Origin of the sequence: Mycolicibacterium hippocampi, assembly GCF_010723735.1 — a bacterium.
Taxonomy (GTDB): Bacteria; Actinomycetota; Actinomycetes; order Mycobacteriales; family Mycobacteriaceae; genus Mycobacterium; species Mycobacterium hippocampi.
Genome location: NZ_BLLB01000002.1, coordinates 613,364 through 634,769 on the forward strand (window position 1 = coordinate 613,364; position 21,406 = coordinate 634,769).

At 66.9% G+C, this 21,406-nt stretch carries 20 protein-coding genes; 6 read left to right on the plus strand and 14 right to left on the minus strand.

What is annotated here, in order from left to right:
* Window positions 1–27 precede the first annotated feature (27 nt).
* From G6N53_RS03995 to G6N53_RS04010, 4 genes are read right to left on the minus strand one after another with little or no spacing between them, the layout of a single operon-like run.
* Entirely contained in the window at window positions 28–1,038 is a 1,011-nt protein-coding gene (locus G6N53_RS03995) for an extracellular catalytic domain type 1 short-chain-length polyhydroxyalkanoate depolymerase (RefSeq protein ID WP_163887340.1), read from the minus strand.
* The gene (locus G6N53_RS04000) at window positions 1,026–2,558 is read right to left on the minus strand and encodes an alpha/beta hydrolase (RefSeq protein ID WP_163887341.1); all 1,533 of its coding nucleotides are present in this window, start codon (window positions 2,556–2,558) and stop codon (window positions 1,026–1,028) included. The genes G6N53_RS03995 and G6N53_RS04000 overlap by 13 nt, the downstream gene beginning before the upstream one ends.
* Complete coding sequence (locus G6N53_RS04005) at window positions 2,555–3,274, minus strand: ABC transporter permease (RefSeq protein WP_163887342.1); 720 nt, start codon at window positions 3,272–3,274, stop codon at window positions 2,555–2,557. The genes G6N53_RS04000 and G6N53_RS04005 overlap by 4 nt, the downstream gene beginning before the upstream one ends.
* Window positions 3,275–3,297: 23 nt before the next feature.
* Window positions 3,298–4,194 (minus strand): ABC transporter ATP-binding protein, encoded by an 897-nt coding sequence (locus G6N53_RS04010; protein ID WP_163887343.1) that lies wholly within the window; start codon window positions 4,192–4,194, stop codon window positions 3,298–3,300.
* A 163-nt stretch (window positions 4,195–4,357) separates the two neighbouring features.
* On the opposite strand from G6N53_RS04010, the gene G6N53_RS04015 reads away from it, so the two are divergent.
* Both G6N53_RS04015 and G6N53_RS04020 read left to right on the plus strand, forming a co-directional pair.
* Window positions 4,358–5,536: a sensor histidine kinase gene (locus G6N53_RS04015; protein WP_205390277.1), complete on the plus strand. Its 1,179-nt coding sequence runs from the start codon at window positions 4,358–4,360 to the stop codon at window positions 5,534–5,536.
* Complete coding sequence (locus tag G6N53_RS04020) at window positions 5,533–6,135, plus strand: response regulator transcription factor (protein WP_163887344.1); 603 nt, start codon at window positions 5,533–5,535, stop codon at window positions 6,133–6,135. Before G6N53_RS04015 ends, G6N53_RS04020 begins: the two co-directional genes overlap by 4 nt.
* A 6-nt stretch (window positions 6,136–6,141) precedes the next feature.
* On the opposite strand, the gene ampC is transcribed toward G6N53_RS04020, so the two are convergent.
* Complete coding sequence (ampC, locus tag G6N53_RS04025) at window positions 6,142–7,257, minus strand: class C beta-lactamase (protein WP_163895433.1); 1,116 nt, start codon at window positions 7,255–7,257, stop codon at window positions 6,142–6,144.
* 87 nt (window positions 7,258–7,344) lie between these two features.
* The gene (locus G6N53_RS04030; protein ID WP_163887345.1) at window positions 7,345–7,923 is read right to left on the minus strand and encodes a TetR/AcrR family transcriptional regulator; all 579 of its coding nucleotides are present in this window, start codon (window positions 7,921–7,923) and stop codon (window positions 7,345–7,347) included.
* Between the two features lie 18 nt (window positions 7,924–7,941).
* Here G6N53_RS04030 and G6N53_RS04035 point away from each other — a divergent pair, with 18 nt between their 5' ends.
* Window positions 7,942–9,093, plus strand: a complete 1,152-nt coding sequence (locus tag G6N53_RS04035; RefSeq protein WP_163887346.1) for an MFS transporter — start codon at window positions 7,942–7,944, stop codon at window positions 9,091–9,093.
* Between the two features lie 4 nt (window positions 9,094–9,097).
* Here G6N53_RS04035 and G6N53_RS04040 read toward each other — a convergent pair whose 3' ends face one another.
* Both G6N53_RS04040 and G6N53_RS04045 read right to left on the minus strand, forming a co-directional pair.
* The gene (locus tag G6N53_RS04040; protein WP_163887347.1) at window positions 9,098–10,651 is read right to left on the minus strand and encodes an alpha/beta hydrolase; all 1,554 of its coding nucleotides are present in this window, start codon (window positions 10,649–10,651) and stop codon (window positions 9,098–9,100) included.
* Between the two features lie 64 nt (window positions 10,652–10,715).
* Window positions 10,716–11,324 (minus strand): TetR/AcrR family transcriptional regulator, encoded by a 609-nt coding sequence (locus tag G6N53_RS04045; RefSeq protein WP_163887348.1) that lies wholly within the window; start codon window positions 11,322–11,324, stop codon window positions 10,716–10,718.
* A gap of 102 nt (window positions 11,325–11,426) precedes the next feature.
* On the opposite strand from G6N53_RS04045, the gene G6N53_RS04050 reads away from it, so the two are divergent.
* Window positions 11,427–12,209 carry a 3-oxoacyl-ACP reductase family protein gene (locus tag G6N53_RS04050; protein WP_163887349.1) on the plus strand — a complete coding sequence of 261 codons (783 nt, stop codon included), beginning with the start codon at window positions 11,427–11,429 and terminating at the stop codon, window positions 12,207–12,209.
* Window positions 12,210–12,266: 57 nt separating this feature from the next.
* Here G6N53_RS04050 and G6N53_RS04055 read toward each other — a convergent pair whose 3' ends face one another.
* The 3 genes from G6N53_RS04055 to G6N53_RS04065 are packed head-to-tail and all read right to left on the minus strand — an operon-like array spanning window position 12,267 to window position 16,114.
* Window positions 12,267–13,529 carry an HNH endonuclease signature motif containing protein gene (locus tag G6N53_RS04055; protein WP_163887350.1) on the minus strand — a complete coding sequence of 421 codons (1,263 nt, stop codon included), beginning with the start codon at window positions 13,527–13,529 and terminating at the stop codon, window positions 12,267–12,269.
* A gap of 45 nt (window positions 13,530–13,574) precedes the next feature.
* Window positions 13,575–14,216, minus strand: coding sequence for a DUF3159 domain-containing protein (locus G6N53_RS04060; protein WP_163887351.1), 642 nt, complete (start codon window positions 14,214–14,216; stop codon window positions 13,575–13,577).
* Window positions 14,213–16,114 carry a S9 family peptidase gene (locus G6N53_RS04065; RefSeq protein ID WP_163887352.1) on the minus strand — a complete coding sequence of 634 codons (1,902 nt, stop codon included), beginning with the start codon at window positions 16,112–16,114 and terminating at the stop codon, window positions 14,213–14,215. Before G6N53_RS04065 ends, G6N53_RS04060 begins: the two co-directional genes overlap by 4 nt.
* Window positions 16,115–16,177: 63 nt before the next feature.
* Here G6N53_RS04065 and G6N53_RS04070 point away from each other — a divergent pair, with 63 nt between their 5' ends.
* A complete protein-coding gene (locus G6N53_RS04070) occupies window positions 16,178–16,927 on the plus strand; it encodes a helix-turn-helix domain-containing protein (protein WP_163887353.1) in 750 nt (249 codons plus the stop codon).
* Between the two features lie 10 nt (window positions 16,928–16,937).
* Here the strand turns inward: G6N53_RS04070 and G6N53_RS04075 are convergent, their stop codons facing one another.
* The 3 genes from G6N53_RS04075 to G6N53_RS04085 all read right to left on the minus strand — a co-directional run bounded on the left by G6N53_RS04075 (window position 16,938) and on the right by G6N53_RS04085 (window position 19,168).
* Window positions 16,938–17,141, minus strand: coding sequence for a zinc-ribbon domain-containing protein (locus G6N53_RS04075; RefSeq protein WP_163887354.1), 204 nt, complete (start codon window positions 17,139–17,141; stop codon window positions 16,938–16,940).
* 31 nt (window positions 17,142–17,172) lie between these two features.
* Window positions 17,173–18,165 carry a glycoside hydrolase family 6 protein gene (locus G6N53_RS04080; protein ID WP_163887355.1) on the minus strand — a complete coding sequence of 331 codons (993 nt, stop codon included), beginning with the start codon at window positions 18,163–18,165 and terminating at the stop codon, window positions 17,173–17,175.
* A 76-nt stretch (window positions 18,166–18,241) separates the two neighbouring features.
* On the minus strand, window positions 18,242–19,168 hold the full coding sequence (locus G6N53_RS04085; RefSeq protein WP_163887356.1) for an NAD-dependent epimerase/dehydratase family protein: 927 nt from the start codon (window positions 19,166–19,168) through the stop codon (window positions 18,242–18,244).
* Between the two features lie 167 nt (window positions 19,169–19,335).
* Here G6N53_RS04085 and G6N53_RS04090 point away from each other — a divergent pair, with 167 nt between their 5' ends.
* A complete protein-coding gene (locus G6N53_RS04090; RefSeq protein WP_163887357.1) occupies window positions 19,336–21,396 on the plus strand; it encodes a hypothetical protein in 2,061 nt (686 codons plus the stop codon).
* Window positions 21,397–21,406: the final 10 nt, after the last annotated feature.

Below are 21,406 nucleotides of genomic sequence, written 5' to 3' on the forward strand. Positions count from 1 at the left end.
GCTCGTTCACATCGGAGGGTCGCTGCCTCAACGCGGCATCGGATGGCGTTCGGCGAACTCCCAGACGAGGGCGCTGGCGTCCGGCCCGGCTCGATCGGTGTACCGGCCGTCCCCGGCAGGGCCCGGCCAGGCGTGGCCCATCCCGTGCACCAGGTACGACTCGACCAGTGACCGCCCGTCAGGCATCGTGAAGGTCCGGTGTGTGTAACCATGCCTTCCCGGGCGTGACGGCACAGTTGTGGTCTCTTCATCCAGAATCAGGCTGTTGTCGAGCAGAGCGTTGTCGACGAGATCGCCCACCGCAGTCCAGTGTTCGACAAGACGCGCGCCGACGCGCGGCGTGACGACATCGTCGTCACCGCCCTGGATCACCAGCAGCGGCACCTGCCTCGCCCGGTCGCCCATCTGAGACCACGCCTGACGTGCGGTGTACGTCGGCGGGGTGGCGTCGAGATCGAGTGGGTCCACCTGGTTCAGGCCGTACTCGCCGCCTGCCACCGACGTCGCGGTCGCGAAGACGTCCGGGTAGGTCGCGGCCAGGATCACCGCGGTTCCGGCACCCGAGGAAGCGCCTGCGACGTGCACGCGTGCCGCGTCCGCGTGGTAGTCCTCGACCACCTGCCGGGCGGCACCGGCCAAAAGCGCGGGGTCGCCGGCACCGCGATGTTGTTCCCGCGGGTCCGCCGAGTTCCAGCAGTTGAGCGCGCTGCGGAACACCCTCTGCGTCGGATAGACGACGATGAATCCCTCCCGGTCGGCCAGGCTGTTGAACTGCGTCGTGGATTTCATCGAGTTCCAGCCGTAGCCGGTCATCCCGCATCCGTGTATCGCCATGACCACCGGCAGCGGGGTCGCGCCGTCGTACTGCGGTGGCAGGTGCACTTGGTAACGCACCGAACCCGCCGCGCCGTCGTAGACATGGTTGTGGTCGCCGGCCGTCATCCACCAGGGAAGGCCGTACTGAAACGCTGCGGTGGCGAGGCCCCCGGCGACCACGAGAACGCCGAGGATTGCGGCGGCCCGGGTCACAAGGCGCATGTGGTGTCCTCGGCCGGGAGCCGAAGGTCGATCAGGTAGGCGGCGGCGATCTCGTCGACGCACGGACTGGTCCCCGCCATCACGACGGTGTGTTGCTGCCCTTCAACGGTCAGCATGGCGCCGCCGAGCGCTTCGGCAAGCCGGATGCCGCCGTCATACGGTGTGCTGGGATCGCCGGTGATCGAGACGACAAGAGTCGGCGGGAGTTCTTGCACGTCTTCGGCATACGGGATACCCAGGGTCGGTTCGAAGGGCCAGGCCTCACACCCGTCGCGGGCGCCGTCCCGCAGGTTGATGCCCGGGTCGAGGAACGGCGCGGCCTCGACCACGGCGACTCGTAGGTCGGCGGTCTGCTCCGGGGTCAACCGTTGCTCGTCCATGCAGTTGATGGCGAAGACCGCCTCACCGAAGTTGGACCACCGGCCGTCCGAGGCACGCCCGGCGAAGGCGTGCCCGAGCGCCACCAGGGTGTCGCCCCGGCCTGCCCGCACCTCGGCGATACCGGCGATGATCGCGGGCCAGGCCTGCGACGTGTACAGACCCGAGATGATTCCCGCGGTCGCCGCGTCGAAGGTGAGCTCGAACCCGTCCAGCGCCGGCAGCGGCTCGTCGAGCAGCGGCCGCAGGGTGTCCTGGAGCACCCGAGTCGCCTGCTCCGGGTCGGGGCCCAACGGGCAATCGGGCTGCTCGGCGCAGAACGCGGCCAGTTGTTCGAATGCCCGTTGGAAGCCGGTGTAGGCGTAGACCCGCCGCTCGAAAGTGCCCTGCCGAGGGTCGATCGCGCCGTCGAGGACCATGGCGCGCACGTTATCGGGGAAGGTCTCGGCGTAGACGGCGCCGAGGCGGGTGCCGTAGCTCTGCCCCAGATAGCTGAGTTTCTCCTCACCCAGCGCCGCACGCAGGATGTCCATGTCCCGCACCACGTCACGGGTTCCCGCGTTTGCCAATGCCTGTGCACCACCGCTGCGCTCGGCACACCTGTCGAACAGCTCTCGAGTGTGTTCCTCCGTGATCGGCGTGACGCTGCCGACCGCGGAGGTGGGCACCGCTGCGGTGTCGGCCTCGGCGTCGGTGAAACAGTCGATCGCCGGGACGGTGGCGCCGACACCCCGTGGGTCGAAGCCGACCAGGTGGAAGGCCTCGGTGATCGGACTCTCGGCCAGTGACACGCTGGTGAGAGCTGCCGCCATCACGCCTGAACCGCCGGGGCCACCGGGGTTCAGCACCAGCGACCCGGCCGGTTCGTCGCCGCGTGCGGGCACCCGCAGCACAGCGATCTGCACGGTCTGACCACCGGGGTCGTCGTAGTCGAGGGGAACCTGCAAGCGGGCACACTCGAATGTGTCACTGCCGGAGAGCACCTCGGCCTCGTCGCCTGTGGTGGCGTAGTCGTCACACGGCTCGAAGGTCAGCTCTTGGGCATGGAAGCGCTCGAGTGCTGTGCCGGTACGCTCCGGCGCGCTGCATGCGGCCAGCGCCAGCATCACCACTCCGACGGCCGCGACCAGAGCACGGGTCATCGTCTTGGCTCCCAACGGAACAGCCTCGAGGCGAGCGCGATCGCGAGGACCACCCACGACACGGTGGGAACCAGCAGGAGCAGTGAGTCGGTCAGCGGTATCCCGCCGTTCCAAGCGTTGACGATCAGCTCGGTGGCCGAGCCGCCGGGCAGCAGCCGCTTCACCAGGGTGAGGTTCTCGGTTCCGGTGATGCCGACCCAGCTCGTCACCGCGACGATCCCCAAACTCACCGGCAGCGTGGTGACTTGGGCGTGCTCGGGTGAGTTCGTGACGCCGGCGGTCGCCATTCCGAGTGCAAGCATCATGCCGAAAGTCGCGGTGATCGCCACCACCAGCAGCAGCACGTCGGCGGGCGCGGAACTGACGGCGGCGAACACCGAGAGGATCAGGCCCACCTGGACCACCGAGATGGCGGTGATCGGGAGGACCAGACCGGACAGGATCGCCACGTCACCGGCGGCGGTGGAGCGCAGCCGCTTGATGAACAGGTTCTGCCGACGGGCAGCCAGGGTGGTCACCGTGGCGGCGTACAGGCTGAACGCAGCGATGGTGAACGCGATCACCGCACCGATGTAACCGAGGCTGCCGATCCTTTCGAACACGTCACGGAAATGGATGAAGAAGGCGCTGGCCGCCATGGGCATGATGAGGCTGGTGACCAACACCGCCCTGTTGCGGAAGAGCTGGATCACTTCGCTGTACGCGATGGAGAGCATGGGGACTTCCTGTTCTCGATTGGTCAGACGGTGGTCGGCTCGGATCCGATGGCACGGAAGACGTCGTCCAGCCGGCTCGGCGCGGCGGACAACCCGTGCAACTCGACCGAGTGTGCAGCTGCCCAGTCGAGCAGCTGTTTGAGGTCGGTCTGCAGATCGAAAGTCTCGATCACATAGGAGGAATCCGATACCGGTGCGGACTGCATCGGCGGCGCGGGGGCGTCCGGGGGCAGTGAGAACTGGATCGAGGCCGGCAGGGTTCGAGTCAGCTCGGCGACCGTTCCCTGGTGATGGAAGGTGCCGCGGTACATCAGCCCGATGCGGTCGGCGCGCTGCTGTGCTTCCTCGAGGTAGTGGGTGGTCAAAACGATGGTCGACCCGTCCTCGCGCAGCTGTTGCACGGCGGCCCAGAGTGCGTCGCGGGACTGGATGTCCAGCCCTGTGGTGGGTTCGTCGAGGAAGATCAGCTCCGGACGTCCATAGACCGCCGTCACGAAGTCGAGCCGTCGTTTCTCACCGCCGGACAACTGGGACACCCGGACGTCGGCCTTGCCCGCGAGATCGACGATGCCCAGCACCCGCCCGACGGTGTCGGTGCGCCCACTCAGGCGGCCGATCAGGCGAACGGACTCCGCGACGGTCAGATCCGGGGAGAAGCCGCTCTCCTGGAGCATGATCCCGGTCCTGTGCCGCACTGCCCTACGGTTTGTCGGATCCTCGCCGAAGACGCGCACTGTGCCGGAGGACGCCTTGCGGTGCCCTTCGATGATCTCCAGGGTCGAGGTCTTACCTGCCCCGTTGGTACCGAGCAGCGCGTAGAGTTCGCCGCGCTCGACCTGGAACGAAAGATCCTTCACGGCCTGGAAATCCCCATAGGTGAGGTTCAGTCTGTCGACGTCGATGACGGGGTTCACGGACATGTACCCATCACACGGGATGTCGGACGGGCTGCACAGTGCGGTGGCGTCACGTCATCGGCGTGACGTTTGCGGCGCCGTCCACATGACACTGCGTCACTACCCGCCCCAAGCCGCATCGGCGATACTGGGGCGTGACTCCATCCCTCTGCAAGTGAAGCCACCCATGAAAAGTCGTGCCCGGTTGTTCCCGGCAGCGCCTGACGGTGCGCCCGCGAGATCCCGGCGACGGTTCCGCACGCTCAACTTGACGATATTCCTGCCTCTGATCGGCGCTGTCGGTGTACTCGTGATGGCCAGGCAGGCCCAGACCTGGCAACAGGGCGCGGTGCTGGGCGTGGGCCTGGTCGCTGCGCTGGTGGCGTTCGAGCGTTGGACGGCCGGCGACATCACCCGTGTTGCGATTCCGTGTCTGAGCGTCACGGCAGCCGTCTGGCCGTTCGGAGTGTTGATGGTCGATGGCCCGATCCAGGCCGCGTACTACCCGCTGGCCATCGTCGGATCGCTCACCATTCCGCAGCTTCCCCGTCACCGGGCCGTCGCGGCGCTCGGGCTGGTCGGGTACGTGGCCGCGGTAGGCGCATTGGGAGTGTTCGCCGGCGGCCAGGCCGACATGAGCGGGGTCATCGCAGAGGTCATCGTCCCCACCGGCGTCACCGCGGTCCTGACCGGTTTGATGTTTCCCAACAAAGGGTTCTACGACGTGGTCGCCGAGCTGGAGGAAGCACGCAACCGGGAGGCGGAGCTGGCTGTCATCCGCGAGCGAATGCGTTTCGCCAGCGATCTGCACGACATCCAGGGCCACACACTGCACGTGGTGAAACTGAAGATCGCGTTGGCGCAGCGGTTGATCCACAGTGACACGGCGCGTGCGGAACAGGAACTGCGGGAGGTCTATGAGCTCATCGGCGACACCATTGCCCACACCAAAGACCTTGCCTACGGCCAGCGCAGGCTAAACCTCACCGCAGAGCTGGAAAATGCACGCAACCTGTTGGAAGCAACAGGAATTCATGTGCGTGTGGACCGCCAGAACGAGGTCAGCGAGTGCGCCAACGAACTTCTCGGCCAGGTTCTGCGCGAGACGACGACCAACATTCTGCGGCATTCGCAAGCCTCGCTGGTCCGCATCGAGCTCTCCGATCACAGCATCACCGTCATCAACGACGGCGCGGGTGACGACGCACTACCCGAACTACGAGGACTCGCCACCCTTGCGGACCGGGTGTCCGATGGCGGCGGAGAACTCAGCGTCGAACTCGAGAATCACCGATTCCTGACTGCGGCAACGTTTCCGCCTCCGACCGAAGGTGCCGGAGCGGCATCCGCTCGGAGTGGTCGATGACCACCGTCGTGCTCGCCGACGACGAGGTACTGCTGCGCAAAGCCATGGCCGCACTGCTTCCGCTCGAGGGCGATTTCCAGATCCTCGCAGAGGCCGACGACGGAGCCGCGGCGGTACAGGCGACGCTGACCCACCGGCCCGACGTGCTGGTCATCGACCTCGAAATGCCCAGGATCGACGGTCTCGAGGCAGTCGCCGAGATCCGTCGTGCGCTACCGGATCAGGTGATCTTGATGCTCACCCGCCATGCTCGGCCAGGAGTTCTTCGCAGCGCGCTCAAGCTGGGGGTGCAGGGCTTCGCCAGCAAGTCAGCCGAACCCTCTCACATCGCCGAGGTCATCACCGCGCTGCACAACGGCCGTCGGTGGATCGACCAGGACGTCTCAGCCGCGGCGATCGTCGACGACTGTCCTCTGACCGACCGGGAGCTCGACGTGCTCCGGGTCACCGGCGACGGCTATTCGGTGGCCGAGATCGCGAAACGGCTGCACCTGGCGTCAGGGACGGTACGCAACTATCTGTCCAGTGCCATGCAGAAAACCCAGACCAGGACGCGCCACGAAGCGGCCCGCTACGCGCGCGAGCACGACTGGCTCTGAGCCGCTTCAGCCGCGCTTCGCTTCCGAGAGATCACGGAGCACAGCGTGGGCAGCCGTGATCCGGGCGGGGATCGGGAAGTTCTTGTTCGCGAGCATGACGATGCCGATCCGCTGATCGGGAACGAACGCGGCGTACGCGCCGAACCCGTTGGTGGAACCCGTTTTGTTGAACAGCGCCGGACCCGCCGCCGGTTGCCCGGTGAGCGCCGTCACCGGGTTCGGCTGCATCGCCATGTCGGTCGAATTGCCGGCCAGCAACTGATCCAGGCTCACCGGATACGGATACCGTTCCCAGCCCAGGCCCTGGACCATGTCGGCGACCTTGAAGTACCCGGTGTGCGTTCCCTCGACTGCTTCGCGCACCGGCGCCTCGAGACCGCCGGGCGCGATGTTCGCTTCGACAAAACGGAGCATGTCCGCCGCGGTGGACTTCACACCGTACGCCTCGGCGTCGAGCACGCCGGGGCTCACCCGGGTGGGTACATCGTCGGCGTCGTAACCCCAGGCATAGCCGTCCATCTGGGACTGCGGCACCTCGATGTAGCTGCGGCTGAGCCCGAGCCTCGGGAAGACCTGGCCTTGGAGCAGTTCGGTGAAAGTAGTGTTCATGGCGATCGCGGAGACGCGGCCGAGCAGTCCGATGCTGGGGTTGGAGTATCTGCGTTGTTCGCCGGGTGCGGCATCAGGTTTCCACTGTCGGAAGTACGTCTGCATCTGGGCTTCGTCGGTGACGTCGGCCGGGAACTGCAGCGGCAACCCGCCGGCGGTGTAGGTTCCGAGATTCAGCAGGGTCGCCCTGTCGATCGCGCTGCCCGCCAACTCCGGCAGGTACGTACCGGGGTGTTCGTTGAGTGAGATCCGTCCGAGTGCCTGTGCGTAGGTGGCTGCAGTCGCGGTGAAAGTCTTGGACAACGAACCGATCTCGAAGATCGTCTCGGGTGTCACCGGGGCCGCACTCTGCCTCGACGCGACTCCGTAGGTGAAGTGGCGCTGACGGCCGTCGACCGTCACCGCGACGGCCATCCCCGGTATACCGTATTCGGCCAGCAGCGCTCCGAATGCTTCGTCCACCGCCGCGGCGACAGGATCAGGACGTGCGGCGGCAGGACCCGCGATGGACATCGTGAACAGCACGACTACCGACAGCAGTGCCGTGACCACCCTGGTGACGATTTGCAACTGAGAACCCCTCTGTATTTTCGATTTCCGTCAGCTTCGCCGTCGACGTCCTCGCTCGATGACAAGCTCGGCCAGTCGCAGGCCCCGCTCGACCGGCGCCGCGTCGACGCCGATCGCCAGTGCACTGAGCATTCCGTCGTAGATCAGCGCGATGTCGCCTGCCGCGCGACCCGGATCGCGTAGTCCGGCTGCGTCGGCCAACGACGTGAGCCGGGCGATCACGAAGCGCTTGTGTTCGGCGGCCGCCCTGATACCGGCGTGGCCCGGCGGCAGTTGTGCTGCCGCGGCGATGTGGGCACATCCTCGCCGCACATCGGAATGACGCGCCCACTCGTCGGTGGCGCCGAAGATGGCAAGCAGTCGGTCGACCGGGTCGGCCGCCGCATCGATCTGAGATTCCCACAGTGTTCGGAAGCGCTGGTCGCGGTCGGTCAGGTACGCAGCGACAAGGTCGTCCTTGCCGCTGAAGTTCTTGTAGAGAGATCCGGTGGCCACTCCGGCCCTCGCGATGACCGCGTCGACGCCCGTGGCCGCAATTCCGTTGGCGTAGAACAACTCGTCGGCAGCACGCAGTAGACGAGCGCGAGCGGGTTGCCGAATCGGTGACATGCTGTCAGTATAGGCCGAGTGCAACGATCGTTCTACTCACTGGTCGCCTCCGGTGCCGCGCTGATTGCGTGTTGTTATGGGTTTGCCCGCTTCGCGTACGGGTTGTTCGCGCCTGTGCTGACCGATGAGTTCGGCCTCAGTTCCACGATTGTGGGGTCGATCGCGGCCGGAAGCTACGTCGGCTACTGTGCCGCGATCATCGCCAGCGCGACATTGACCAGACGTCTCGGGCCGCGGCGGGTGGCGATCGGCGCGGGAATCGTTGCCACGCTGGGGATGACCATGGTCGCGCTGGCACCCTCTGCGTTGGTTCTTGCCGTCGGGGTCCTGATAGCCGGGTCCAGCACAGGCATCGCGTCGCCACCGCTGGCCGCGGCCATAGCGCACCGGATCAGCGGTGCTGTCGGTGACCGCGCTCAGACCATCGTGAACGCCGGCACCGGCGTCGGTGTGCTCATCTCGGGCCCGATCGCCTTCGCCCTGTCCGACCAGTGGCGACTGGCCTGGGGCGGGTACGCGGTGCTCGCCGCCGTCACGACGATGTGGGTGGCCTCGAGCGTCGGCAACACCTCGGACTCGGTGATCGAACCGGTGCAGGTGCAGCGTTGGCGCACCGGGACTTTCGGGTTGGTGGCGGCGTCGTTGCTCACCGGCATCGGCAGCATCACGGTGTGGGGTTTCGGCCGCGATCAGATCAGCACTGCCGGATCCGCCAGTGTCGGTGTCGCATCGATTGCGTGGATGGCGCTGGGAGCCGCAGGCATTGCCGGTGCGTTCGGCGGCGACCTGGCCCAACGGATCGGCCTCAGGCGCGCGTGGGTGGTTACCACCCTCGCGATGTCCTGCGCCACCGTCGGTCTCGCGATCGCCCCGTGGAATATCGTCGCGATCATGCTGTCCGTCAGCATCTTCGGCGCCGCCTACATCGGGCTGACGGGGCTGCTCCTGGTGTGGAGCACGCGGGTCTACCCGGACTCGCCGTCCCTGGGAGTCGGGCTGGCGTTCTTCACGATTGCGTTCGGCCAGGCGCTCGGCGCGCCCACCGCGGGCGTACTGATCGACGCACACGGGGCCACGACCACGTTCATCCTGTTTGCGTTGACGGGCGCCACGGCCGCCGTCGTGCGTCCCGTCACGGCCTCGGTCCACGCGTTGGATCGTCAGCACTGACCACTCACAGTGGGCACGTGGCACCCGCCGGAGGCAGCACCAGGTCGACCAGATAATCGGCGGCGATGTCGTCGACGCACTTGTTGGTTCCCCCGGTCACCACGGTGTGCCCCTCCCCCTCGACGGTGAGCAGGGCACTGCCCAGCGTTTTCGCGAGACTCACGCCGCCGGAGTGCGGTGTCGTCGGGTCCCCGGTGATCGACACCACGAGCGTGGGCGCAAGACCGTCGATCCCCGAGGCGTAAGGGAATCCCAGCGTCGGTTCGGCGGACCAGTGCTCACACCCGTCGCGGGCACCCGTCAAGGCGACGCCGGGGTCCATGAACGGTGCCGCGTCGAGAATCGCCCCACGCAGTGCATTGCCCTGCTCTTCGGTCAGTCGGTCCTCGTCCATGCAGTTGATGGCGTAGTTCGCCTCGGGCAGGTTGGTCCAGCCGATTTCCGGCCCGCTGAGCGCGAAGTCGCGGCCCATCTGCAGCAGTTCGTCACCTCTGCCCTGCCGCACCTCAGCGATCCCGGCGATGATGCGGGGCCAGGCCTCCTTGGAATACAGGCCAGAGACGACGCCACCGATCCCCTCGTCGAAATCCAGGTCGCGCTCCAGGGCCGGGACCGCCGAGTGGTACAGCGGTTGCATGATCTGTTGGAACACCTCGACAGCCCTGTCCGGATCGTTGCCGAGCGGGCAGCCGTCCTGGGTGACACAGAATGCGGCCATTTGATCGAATGCTCTTTGGAATCCGGCGTAGGCGCTGACCCGCCGCTCAATCGTCGCCTGGTGCGGATCGACGGCGCCGTCGAGCAACATCGCCCGGACGTTCTGCGGGAACTGCTCGGCATAAACGGCACCCAGTCGTGTTCCGTAACTCTGTCCCAGGAAGGTAAGCTTCTCGTCACCGAGAACTGCGCGCAGCACATCGATGTCGCGGGCCGCATCGCGGGTTCCGACGCCGGCCAACACCTCAGCACCGCCGGAGCCTTCGGCGCACCGGTCAAAAATGCGCTTCGTATCCTCCTGTGTCCATTGCACAGTCGTGCCCTGCGCGCTGAGCCACACGTCACCGCGGGCGGCTTCGGCGTTGGTGTAGCAGTCGATTGCCGGCTCTGAGGCACCCACACCGCGGGGATCGAAGCCCACCAGGTCGAAGCGTTCGGTCAATCGGCTTTCCGGCAGCGACGCCGCCGTCGCGGCAGCACCGAACAACCCTGAGCCACCCGGCCCTCCCGGGTTCATCACCAGGGAACCGATGGCCTCACCGCGAGCGGGTACCCGCATCACGGCAAGCTTGGCGGTTCGGCCCTCTGGCTCCTGGTAATCGAGTGGGACTTCGAGTCGGCCGCACTGAGCTGTCTCGGCGCCGGCGAACACTGCCTGCTCTATCGACGTTGCGGCGAACCCAGCACAGTCTCCCCAGGCGATCTGCTGGTCGTAGAACCGCTCGAGCTGGTCCGGTGTCTGCGGTGGCGGCGAGCCCGCGCCACAGGCTGCCAGCAGAGATGAGAGGAGTACGGCCGTGCTGACGGCGACGACACCACGGATGAACGGCCAGGAATTCACGAACGCATGGAAGACCGTGCCCCTGCGGCACAGTCAAGTCGACTACTCCTCGCGGCCGGGCCGCTCACAGGGGTGGCCAGTGTCGCAGGGCCCCGTCGGCGACTTGCTGGAGTTCGTCGCGGCTCACCCCTGTGGCGGCCTGGACGGCGATGCCGTTTCCGACTGTCATCAGATACCGGGCGAGAAGCCCGGGGTCGGTCTCCGCCGGCAGATCCCCGTCTTCGACGGCTTTTCCGAACCGCTCGCACAGTAGCGACCAGGTCGCCTCACGGCAGGTCATCAACATGTCGCGGGCCGGTCTCCCGGTGTCGCCTGCGGACAGCGATCCCTGGACAGTCAGGCACCCTGCGGGTGCGTCGGGCCGTGTGGTGGTGCGGACCGAGCCGGCGAGGAACTTCTCCGCCACCCGGCGGGCTGTCGGCTCCTGCAGCGCTTTGACGAGGTACCCACCGGGCCCTTCGAGGTATCGCTGCAGCGCCGCGCGAAACAGCTGTTCCTTGTTCCCGAACGCGGCGTACATGCTGGTGCGGTTGATGCCCATCGCGCGGGTGAGGTCGGTGAGGGTGGCGCCGTCGTAGCCCTGCTCCCAGAAGACGAACATGGCTCGCTCCAGCGCTTCGTCGACGTCGAAGCCCCTGGGCCGCCCGATAGATGTGGTCTTCGTGGAATCCATGCCGGGGCAATAATACCTTTTCCGGACCGAACGGTATGGAAATATTTCGCTCCGACCCCGAGTTGCGGACCGAATAAGTGCATAACTGAGAGGACCGAACCCATGAGCACACCCGTCGCCCAAACACACGCCGGCACATCTGCACGGCCGTTGGCAGGGCGTCGCGCCCTGGTCACCGGCGGCTCCCGGGGGATCGGCGCAGCGATCGTGCGCCGCCTGGCCGACGACGGAGCGACCGTGACGTTCACCTATCACTCCTCACCGCAGCGCGCCGAGGAACTCGTCGCGCACGCGTCAGGGTCGGGGTCGTCGGTGACTGCGGTGAAGGCCGACAGCGCCGACGTAGCGGCGATCCGGCGCGCAGTCGACAACACCGCAGATCGCCTCGGCGGGTTGGATATTCTGGTCAACAGCGCCGGCGTCGCGCATCTCGACCCGGTCGAGTCCTTCCCGATGGATCAGTTCGATCGTCTGGTGGCCGTCAACGTCCGCGGCGTGTTCGCCGCAGTCCAGGCAGCTGTTCCTCACATGGACGGAACGGGTCGCGTCATCACCATCGGCAGTGTCAACGGTGACCGCGTTCACCTCCCGACACTGTCGGTCTACGCGATGACCAAGGCCGCGGTGGCCGGACTGACCCGCGGGTTGGCACGTGAACTGGGCCCACGGGGGATCACTGTCAACAACCTCGCCGTCGGTCCCACCGAAACCGACATGAATCCTGACGACGATAGCGACTTCGCCGGCGTCACCCGCGCGACCACGGCGCTCGGGCGCTACGGTCAGCCCCGCGACATCGCCAGCGCCGTGGCCTATCTCGCGCTCCCCGAAGCCGGGTTCATCACCGGGGCGACGTGGCACGTCGATGGCGGGTTCAACGCCTGAGCTGGTAGCCAGCGCGCCCAAGTTTCACACACACCCGAAGCATTTGCCAGAGCGCAACTAGTTGCTGGTTGCCGTCGGTGGTGGTTGGTAGGGGGTGTACCACTTCCATTGGGCGCGTTCGCCGGTCGGTCCGGGGTAGGGGGCGACGGCCGGGGGTGGTGTGGTGGGTGGTCGGGCCAGGGATCCCGCGCTGAGTTCCTGGCCTTCGTTGTCGGTGACTGTGAGGCGGTGCGCAGGCCCGGTGAGGGTGATCCCGCCCAGGTGATGCAGCCGATGGTGGTAAGGGCAGAGCAAGACCAGGTTGTCGAGTTCGGTGGGGCCGCCGTCTTCCCAGTGCCGCAGGTGATGGGCGTGCAGGCCTCGGGTGGCGCCGCAGCCGGGGACCACGCAGCAGCGGTCGCGGTGCTGCAACGCCCGGCGTAGCCGCCGGTTGACGGTGCGGGTGGCCCGCCCGGCGCCGATCACCCGGCCCTGGCGTTCGAACCACACCTCACAGGTCGCATCACAGAGCATCATGCGACGTTCACTGTCAGACAACAAGGGACCGAGGTGCAGTGACGCCACGTGCTGGTCGACGTCGAGGTGGGCGATCACGGTGGTGCGTTGCCCGTGCGGGCGGCGCGCCACCTCGGTGTCCCAGCCGGCTTCGACGACACTCATGAACGCATCCGCGGTGCTCGGAAACGGCGGCGCCTGATCCGACATCACTCCGCCGGTGTCGTGGTCGTGTCGCCACGCGGTGACCAGCGCGTCGAGATGGGAGGCCAGGGCGGCGTCGACGACCGCGGCCTCAGCGTGTGGCAGCCGGATCCGGTAGGTGGCGTGGGTGTCGTCGCCGGTCTTGATGACCGACCGCTCCCACACCGGGTCGGGCTCCGGTTGGGGTTGCGGCTTGGGTTCGGGTTTGGGTCGGGGGGCTGCTTTGAGGGCGGTGTGCAGTTGGGTGACCGTCGCCGATTCGGCCAGCTGCGCGTAATGCTCATCGGAGCCGGTGGCGGCGCGCCCGGCGATCACCCCGACCTGATCCAACGACAACCGCCCCTCGCGCAACCCTCGGGTGCAGCGCGGAAACTCTGCGAGCCGCCCCGCGATGGTGGTGATGGTGTGCGCGTTGGACGGTGAGGTGCCCAGTTTCCAGGCCACCAACCCCGCCACCGAACGCGCCCCGGTCAACCCGCAGAGTTCGTCGCGGTCGATCTCGGCGACGATCTCCACGATCCGCCCATCGATCGCGTTACGCTGACCCGCCAGCTCCGCCAACTCGTCGAACAACACCTCAAGACGCTCCTTGGGAGCCAAAGAAGTTGCCGCCGAAGACATACCACCATCAAAACAGAGGGGTCCGACAAATCCGGCCCGCGCTACCTAGGCGGCGATCGTCTCGGGGCCGGCCGCAGTTGCGGACCGGTCACGCGCGCGCCGCACCGCCCACCAGGTCACGAACAGTGCCACCGCCAACAGCGGGTAGCCCATGACGATCCGCGCGAACGCCAACCACCCGACTGAACCTGCGTCATAGAGCCAGTCCTGGACCAGGTACCGCGCGACGAAGACCCCCACGAAGGCCAGCGTGGCGATGTCGAACGCATGCAACGTCTTTCGATCAGCGTGCCATACCGGCCGGTCCCCCACGCTGGTGAGCGCATTCCAAATGACGCCCACCAGCGGCCGCCGCACCGCCACCGACGCTGCGAAGACCACGGCCAACGACACGCTCATCCAGATTCCCGGAAGGAAGTAGCCTTCGGCCGAGCCGGTGTACAACGCGATCAACGATGCGACCGCAACACCCAGCAGGCCGGAGACCGCAGGCTGGATCGGCTGCCTGCGAAGTCTGCGGAGCACGACCAGACCGATGCTGGCAGTGATCGCCACCACCACCGCCGCATCCAGCCCTGCAATCGCATTCGCGATCACAAAAGCCAGCGACGGCACGCCCGCGGCCGCGAGCCCCGACATCCCGCCCATGCGGTCGAGCATTGTCGGACTCTGTTCGGCATCGGTCATGCTGTCCGCTCCTCGACGCCTCCGAGGTGCTCGGCAAGGAATCGATCCACGGCTCGATACATGTCGACCACGTTGTCGGGGTTGAGGAACCCGTGCCCCTCGTCGTCTTTGACCATGTACTCGACATCCACTCCGCGGGCCCGCAGCGCCTCGACGAGATTGTCCGACTCCGCTTGCACGACTCGAGAGTCGTTGGCGCCCTGGACGACCAGCAACGGCGTGCGGATCTGATCCACGCGGGTGATCGGGGAGCGTGCCAGCATGTCGGCTTCCTGCTCGGGGTCGGCGGGGTCACCGACGAACAGGTGCCAGTTGTTGGCCAGATGCGGCCGTGCGATCTCCGGCAGAGTCCGCATGAAGTTCGCCAGGTTGGAGATTCCCACGTAGTCGATGGCGGCGGCGAACACGTCGGGGGTGAAGGTGACGCCGACAAGGGTGGCGTATCCACCGTAGGATCCGCCGAAGATGGCGACCCGCTCGGGATCGGCGTAGCCCTTCTCGGTGGCCCAGTTGACAGCGTCGATCAGATCGTCGTGCATCTTCCCGGCGAACTCACCGACCGCGGCCTTCACGAAGGCCTGCCCGTAGCCGGTGGATCCGCGAAAGTTGACCTGCAGCACCGCATACCCGCGGTTGGCCAGGAGTTGCACGTCGGGCTGATAGCTCCAGGTGTCGCGTGCCCATGGGCCGCCGTGTACCAGCAGCACCAGCGGCACCGGACCGGTGGCGCCCACCGGCAGCGTCAGGTAGGAGTGCAGGTCCAGCCCATCGCGGGAGCGGACGGTGACCGGGGTCATCGTCGCCAGCGCCTCGGGATCCAGATGCGGCAGTGGGCGGAACAACTCCCGGCTCTCGCCGGTGCTGTGGTCGTAGAGATAGGTGACTCCGGGCTCCCGGTCGTGGTTGAAGCTGACCACCCAACGCTGTCCGGCGTCGTCGGACGAGATCTTGGCCAGGTCGCCGTCGGACAGCTTCTCCAGATTTTTCAACACCGTGGCGAACTGTGGGTCCAGCGCCCGAATGTCCTGCCGCTCCCCGAGATAGCGCACTGCGAGCAGGTCTCCGGTTCGCCTGCTGAGAATCAGCGGTTGGGGAAGTACGGGGGCAATGGCGCCCATCGGGTCGATGCTGAGGGTGGAGTGCTCGTCGACGTGGGTCTCCTCACCGGTGGCGACGTCCAACCGCACAAGTGACGTCCGGTCCGGGTTCCGGTTCGAGCCGAGCCACAGGCCTTTTCCGTCGGGCGTGACCGCCATCGGCCAGATGCTCAACGTGTAGTCGGCGCCGTCGTACACCGCGATGGAACGCAGCCTCTGCTGTTCGGGTTCCCATGTCGACAACTCGACGTCGCCGTCGGCGGTCAGGGAGGAGGCGAACAGCTCACCGGAGCGTCCGGCGAACCATCCGGCGACCTTTCCCGGGTTCTCGGCGAGCAGCGTCAATGCGCCGGTAGCGATGTCCAGCTCGTAGGCGTCCATCAGTTCGGGTGTGCGCTTGTTCATGGCGACCATCGCCTTGCCGGGGCGGCCGGCAAGCAACTCGTAGTAAGTCCGAACCCCCGGAAACGGGGTGAGATCAACAGCGGGACTCGACGGTTCGTCGAGGTCGACACGGTAGATGTGCCAGTTCTCGTCGCCGCCGTTGTCCTGGGTGTACAGCAGCCACCGCGGATCGTCGGTCCACTCGTAGTTGATCACGCTGCGGGTGTCGTCGGCCGTGACGCACCGCGGTTCGCCGACGGATTCGCCCTGGCTGTCGAGATCCTCCACCCACACGTTCAGGCGGTTCTTCCACGGCGCCAGAAAGGCGATCCTGCTGCCGTCCGCGGCGATCGTCGCCGCGGACCGGGTGGGCGGCTTGAAGAAGTCCTCGACGGAGATATACGCGTGTGTTGCCATGGCTCGAGGACACACCCGGACGCTGCGGCACAGTCAAGTCGGGCCGTTGTGGACAATGGACAAGTGGCGTGGAGTACCCGCGAAATCGCCGAGCTCGCAGGCACCAGCCTGCGGGCCGTGCGGCATTACCACCAGGTCGGCCTGCTCGCCGAGCCGGAGCGTCGCAGCAATGGCTACAAGCAGTACGGCGTCGCCCACCTCGTCCGGCTGGTACGGATCAAACGACTCACCGACCTGGGGTTCTCGCTGACGCAGATCGCGGACATGGACGACTCCGACGATCACCCCGAAGACGCTCTGCGGTCCCTGGACGCCGAACTCGCAGCCACCATCGATCGGCTGCAGCGCGCGCGGGTGGAACTCGGACTGATCCTGGAGAGCGCCGCGCCTACCGAGTTGCCGCCGGCGTTGATCCCGCCGGATGCCATGGCCAAGATGTCCGATGCCGACCGATCCCTGGTCGTCGTCCTCACTCGAGTGCTGGGCCCGCAGGGGCTCCGGATCTACGCCGATCTCCTGCGCGACGCGCCCGATGAACCCGTGGCGCTGGCGTACGATTCGCTGCCGGCCGACGCCGACGACGCCACTCGGCAGGAAGTCGCCGAAAAAATGATCCCTTACATCCAAGCTCTGTACACGGCGCACCCCGGCCTGCTGGAATCACGGACAGACGCTCCGAAGGGCAAGCGGTTCGCCGACGAAACCATCGCGGAAGCGATGTCGGAGCTGTACAACGATGCGCAACTCGACGTTCTTCGCCGCATCGGACAGATCATGAGCGCCAACGAGACCGGCGGGCAGTCAGCCTCGTAGGTGTACCGGCTTACACCGCGAAGGCGTTGCCGCAGATTCCGCACACTTCGAACTCCCGGCGCCGCCAGCGCGCGACCGGGACGAAGAACAAAGTGAACTGCTTGAACTCCCGAACCCGCGTCCACTGCGTGGTGTTGTGGCAACGCTGGCAGGCCCGGACCTCTCCCGCGCCAAGGAACTTCTGCTTGGTCCCGTAGCCGAAGAGGAAGAACATCACACCAGCGTAGGGACCGGTGGTCGCGGTACTACCAGCCGGCGTTGCGGGCCAGATCGATGGCGTACTGGTTGACGAAGGTGCCGGCACTCGCAGCACCCCGGCATGAGCCGTCGGACTCGCCGGGTCGCTTGACCCACAGGAAAGCGTCGACCTGCGGGTTGCCGGTGGCCGTGGTGGGCCGCACGCCCAAGGCGCGGCCACTGGGGTTGCACCAGTACAGCTCGTCGTTCTCCACCGGTCCGGCGCCGTTCCGCGACGTGTCGATGACGAAGGGCTTGCCGCCCGTCATCCCGGAGATGGCTCCGCCGTAGCCGACGTTCTCCTCGGTGGTGAAGAAGTTGGCGGTGTTGAGGCTGAAGCCCCGCGCCTTGGCCACGCCGACCTGGTTCAGCCTGGCTGCCATGACGTCGGCGGCCACCCAGCGCGGGTGGCCGGCGTCGACGTACACGGCGGTGGCGGGGTTGCGCGTCAGCGTGTCGACGGCGTAGCCGATCAGGTCGAAGCGCTCCTGCTGTTGGGCAGCTGACAGACAGTCGGCCATCGCGAGCGCGTCGGGCTCGAGGATGACCGCCGCCGGTCCCCCGCCGATGGCGGCGGCGACGCCGTCGATCCAGCTGCGGTAGGCACCGGCAGATCCGAACCCGCCCGCGGCGTAGCTTCCGCAGTCACGATTTGGGATCCCGTAGAGCGCGAGAATCGGCATGGTGCCCGCGGCCTGTGCGTCCGCGATGTACTTCGCATCCACGGACGGAGTGGAGCGGTGGTCCATCCAGTACGCCGTCGGCGTGTTGACGACCGCGGCCAGCAGCGGGTCTGGGTCGCTCGCCGCGGCGCGCGTGCCCTTCGAGTTCGGGTTGACGTAGAACGGCAGGCCCACCAGTGGGTTTGCGTCACTGACCAGGCGTATGGCCGGGGCGGGGCCAGGGTGCACCGGCGCAGGAGCAAAGCCGACGCCGGCCAGCACCGCTACCGAGAGAAGAGGCAAGATCCATCGCGCGACTGCACCAGCAGCTGAGGACATCACGTGACAGAACGTAGCGCCGCGCTACGACAAGCGCCAAACCGCCCTCTGCTCCCGAGGCCGCCGGTTCTCCCGGTCACTCGCCGCGCGGCTCGGCCCGCAATCCGTCCTTGAGTTCCTCGAGCGCCTGCGCGAGCCCGACCTGCGGAGTCCAGCCCCAACGGTGGGCGCGGTCGGCGACGATCTGACCGGTCCACGCCGGCCCCTGCTCCCACACCGGGTCCACGCCCAGCACTTCGGTGACGGCCTCGAAGTAGTCGCGTTGCGTCGCCGGGCCACCGGCGACGTTGACCGCCGTGCAGCCGCCGTCCACCGGGCCGCGTTCGGGATCGTCAGATGACTTGATCTCCCCAGTCGCGAGGGCCGCCAGGAGAGCTGCGAGGTCGTCGACGTGCACCCACGCGAACGACTTTCCGGGGACGACGTGGCGGGCGTCGGGCCGCTTCGCGATGTCGCCGGGGCGCAGCGAGTTCCAGATCGACGTGTCGCCTTGTCCGAGGATCGCCGGCGGGCGCACCAGGATGCGGGTGAGTCCGGCCACCGCGGCAAGGGCGGCGTCGGTGTCGCGCTTGGTGACGGGATAGTCCCCCGCGTCGTCGTCCACCAGCGCCGCTGATTCGTCGACGTCACCGACACCGGGGGACCGGTCGTAGACGCCCGCCGTCGACATGTGAACCAGCCGTCCGACGCCGGCATCGCGCGCCGCGCGCGCGATGACCGGGGTTCCTTCGACAGCCACGTGATGTTGTGTCTGCCGGTCTGAGCCCATGGGATGCACTGTCGTGATCACAGCACCGGCCCCAGCGACCACACCAGCGGCGAAGTCCTGGTCGCCGAACCTTCCGACCCATTCCTCGACGCCGTCGGTGCGCGGCGCGCTTCCCGCCCGGCGCACGACGGCTCGCACTGTGGCCCCGTGTCTGACGAGTTCGGCGCACGTGCGCGAACCCACGAAGCCGTTCGCTCCGGTGACGACTACTGGAGGCTGCGGTTCGGCGCTCATATGCCCACCATGCCAGCGATGCCGGTACCGGTGCCGCACCGCCATTAGACAAATAGAGCCAATTGTCTTGTTCATGAGACGCATTGGCGATGCTGTTGCGGATAGCCCGGTTCCCCTGCTACACCTGATGAGCCGAAGTGATCTAGGACACATCCTGAGGAGTCGTGATGCGCTCACCGAACTTTGAGGCCGACGGTCTGCCCGGCAGCTCCAGGGGCGCAGCCGGACCCGGGAAGTTCATCGGACGTGTCGGTGCGCTCGCAGTATTCCTCGGCGTCGGAGCCGCACTGGCCATGCCGACCGCGCACGCCGACAGCGACGACTCGTCGTCGGGATCATCGTCATCGTCGTCCTCCTCGAGTGCGTCCTCCTCGAGTGCGGCAGCGGACTCGGACTCAGACTCAGACAAAGCGGACAAGGCCTCGGCGCGGAAGACTCGAACCGACTCGACCACCGACACCGACACCGACACCGACACCGACACCGACACCGAAGCCTCCGGCGACAGCGAACCCGACGGTGACACAGATGACACCGCCGACACAGATGACACCGACGACACCGACGACACCGAGGACGACTCGGCCGCCGAGACCGCCGCCGAGTCGAGTTCCCCGGGCCAGGAGGACGTCGACGCGTCCGCGGCGGGCCAGGTTGTCGAACTGCAGGTCGTCGAGGCCGCGGACCCGCCGGCACCCGAAACACCCCAGGCGCCGCTTGCCCCGCCTGTCGACCTGGCGTTGGCAGCCACCACAAAACGTCAGGCCGGCGCCGAGGCGGCCGCCACGACCTCACAGTCGTACGCCGGCGTGAACGTCGCCGACCCTGCACTGACCAATCAGGTCAGCCCGCTGGGTACACCGCAGCAGATCGAACGCGAGAAGATCGCCATGTCGACCGCCAAGTCGCTGCCGGTGGCGCTGATGAAACTTGTTCTGCGATTCGGGTTTCTCGCTGCGGCGAAGGAACAGTTCGCCCTCGTGGGCGGCCCCGACGCAGCCAACCGGGAGGCGCTCGACCGGGCCATCGACGAGTACGCGCTCGCTGCGGCGTTCCAGCAACAGATTCTCAACCCCATGGACCCGGCCGTGGTCACCCAGGTCGCGCCGCCGCACAACTGGTACGGACTCGATGTCGGCGGCTCCCGGCTGCTCTACGACAACCCGGACACCATCTACCGCTTCATGCCGGTCAACAAGACCTCGGAGTACGTGATCACCGGCCGCCTGTACGACGGCATCCCCGCCGACCTCACCTTCAGCGTGCTCGAGGGGACCGCCGGCACCACGTCGACGATCTTGTCCCTGGCCGACCTCGACGTCGACGAGGACGGCACGTTCGTGATCACCGCCAGCGGCGAGGCCGCCGCACCCGGGCAGACCAACCACCTCCAACTGACCTCCCGATCCACGCTCATCGCTGCTCGGGACACGTTGGGTGACTGGACAGTCGAGGACCCCATGGGGCTGGCGGTGCACCGCGTGAGCGGCCCCCGCAACAGTCTGTTCGCCCAACTCGGCGGTTTCGTCCTGCTGGGCGGACTGGTCAACGACAGTCCGCTGCTGACCTCGCTGGTGTCGCTGATACCGCCGCTCGGCATCGCCGAGTCGCGCCCCGTCCGGGGCACGCTGACCGCCCTGCTGCTGTTGGTCAGGGGCGCCAACGAGCAAGCGAAGTACATGGCGCTCGCCACGACCGACCCCGACACCGGTGAGCTCAGGGCCCCGAACGTGATGACACAGCCGGCCAGCAACGCCGAGTTCCTGGCCAACCAGCTGCAGAGCAACGGTTACTTCCAACTCGCCGACGACGAGGCGCTGGTGCTCACGATCGACCCGGGGAGTGCCGGGTTCTTCACCGTTCCGGTCTACAACGACTGGACGATCACCGACGACTACTGGAACCAGCAGACGAGCCTGAACGACGACCAGGCTGTCGCCAACCCGGACGGGACCTACACCATGGTGGTGTCGGTAGCCGATCCCGGTGTGGCCAACTGGATTTCGACCGGCGGGTTGAACCAGGGCATCATCTCGATGCGCTTCCAGGACCTGGACCCGGACTCGACCGACGCGCCGGGGGTGCAATCAGTCGTGGTCAGGCTCGAAGACCTCGACGAGCATCTGCCCGCGAGCACGGTCTACGTCACGGCCGCGGAACGCGCAGCACAGCTGGCAACCCGCAAGGCCGGATTCGACAAGCGGTGGGCACCGTATCCGCAAACCTGACCGCAGACTT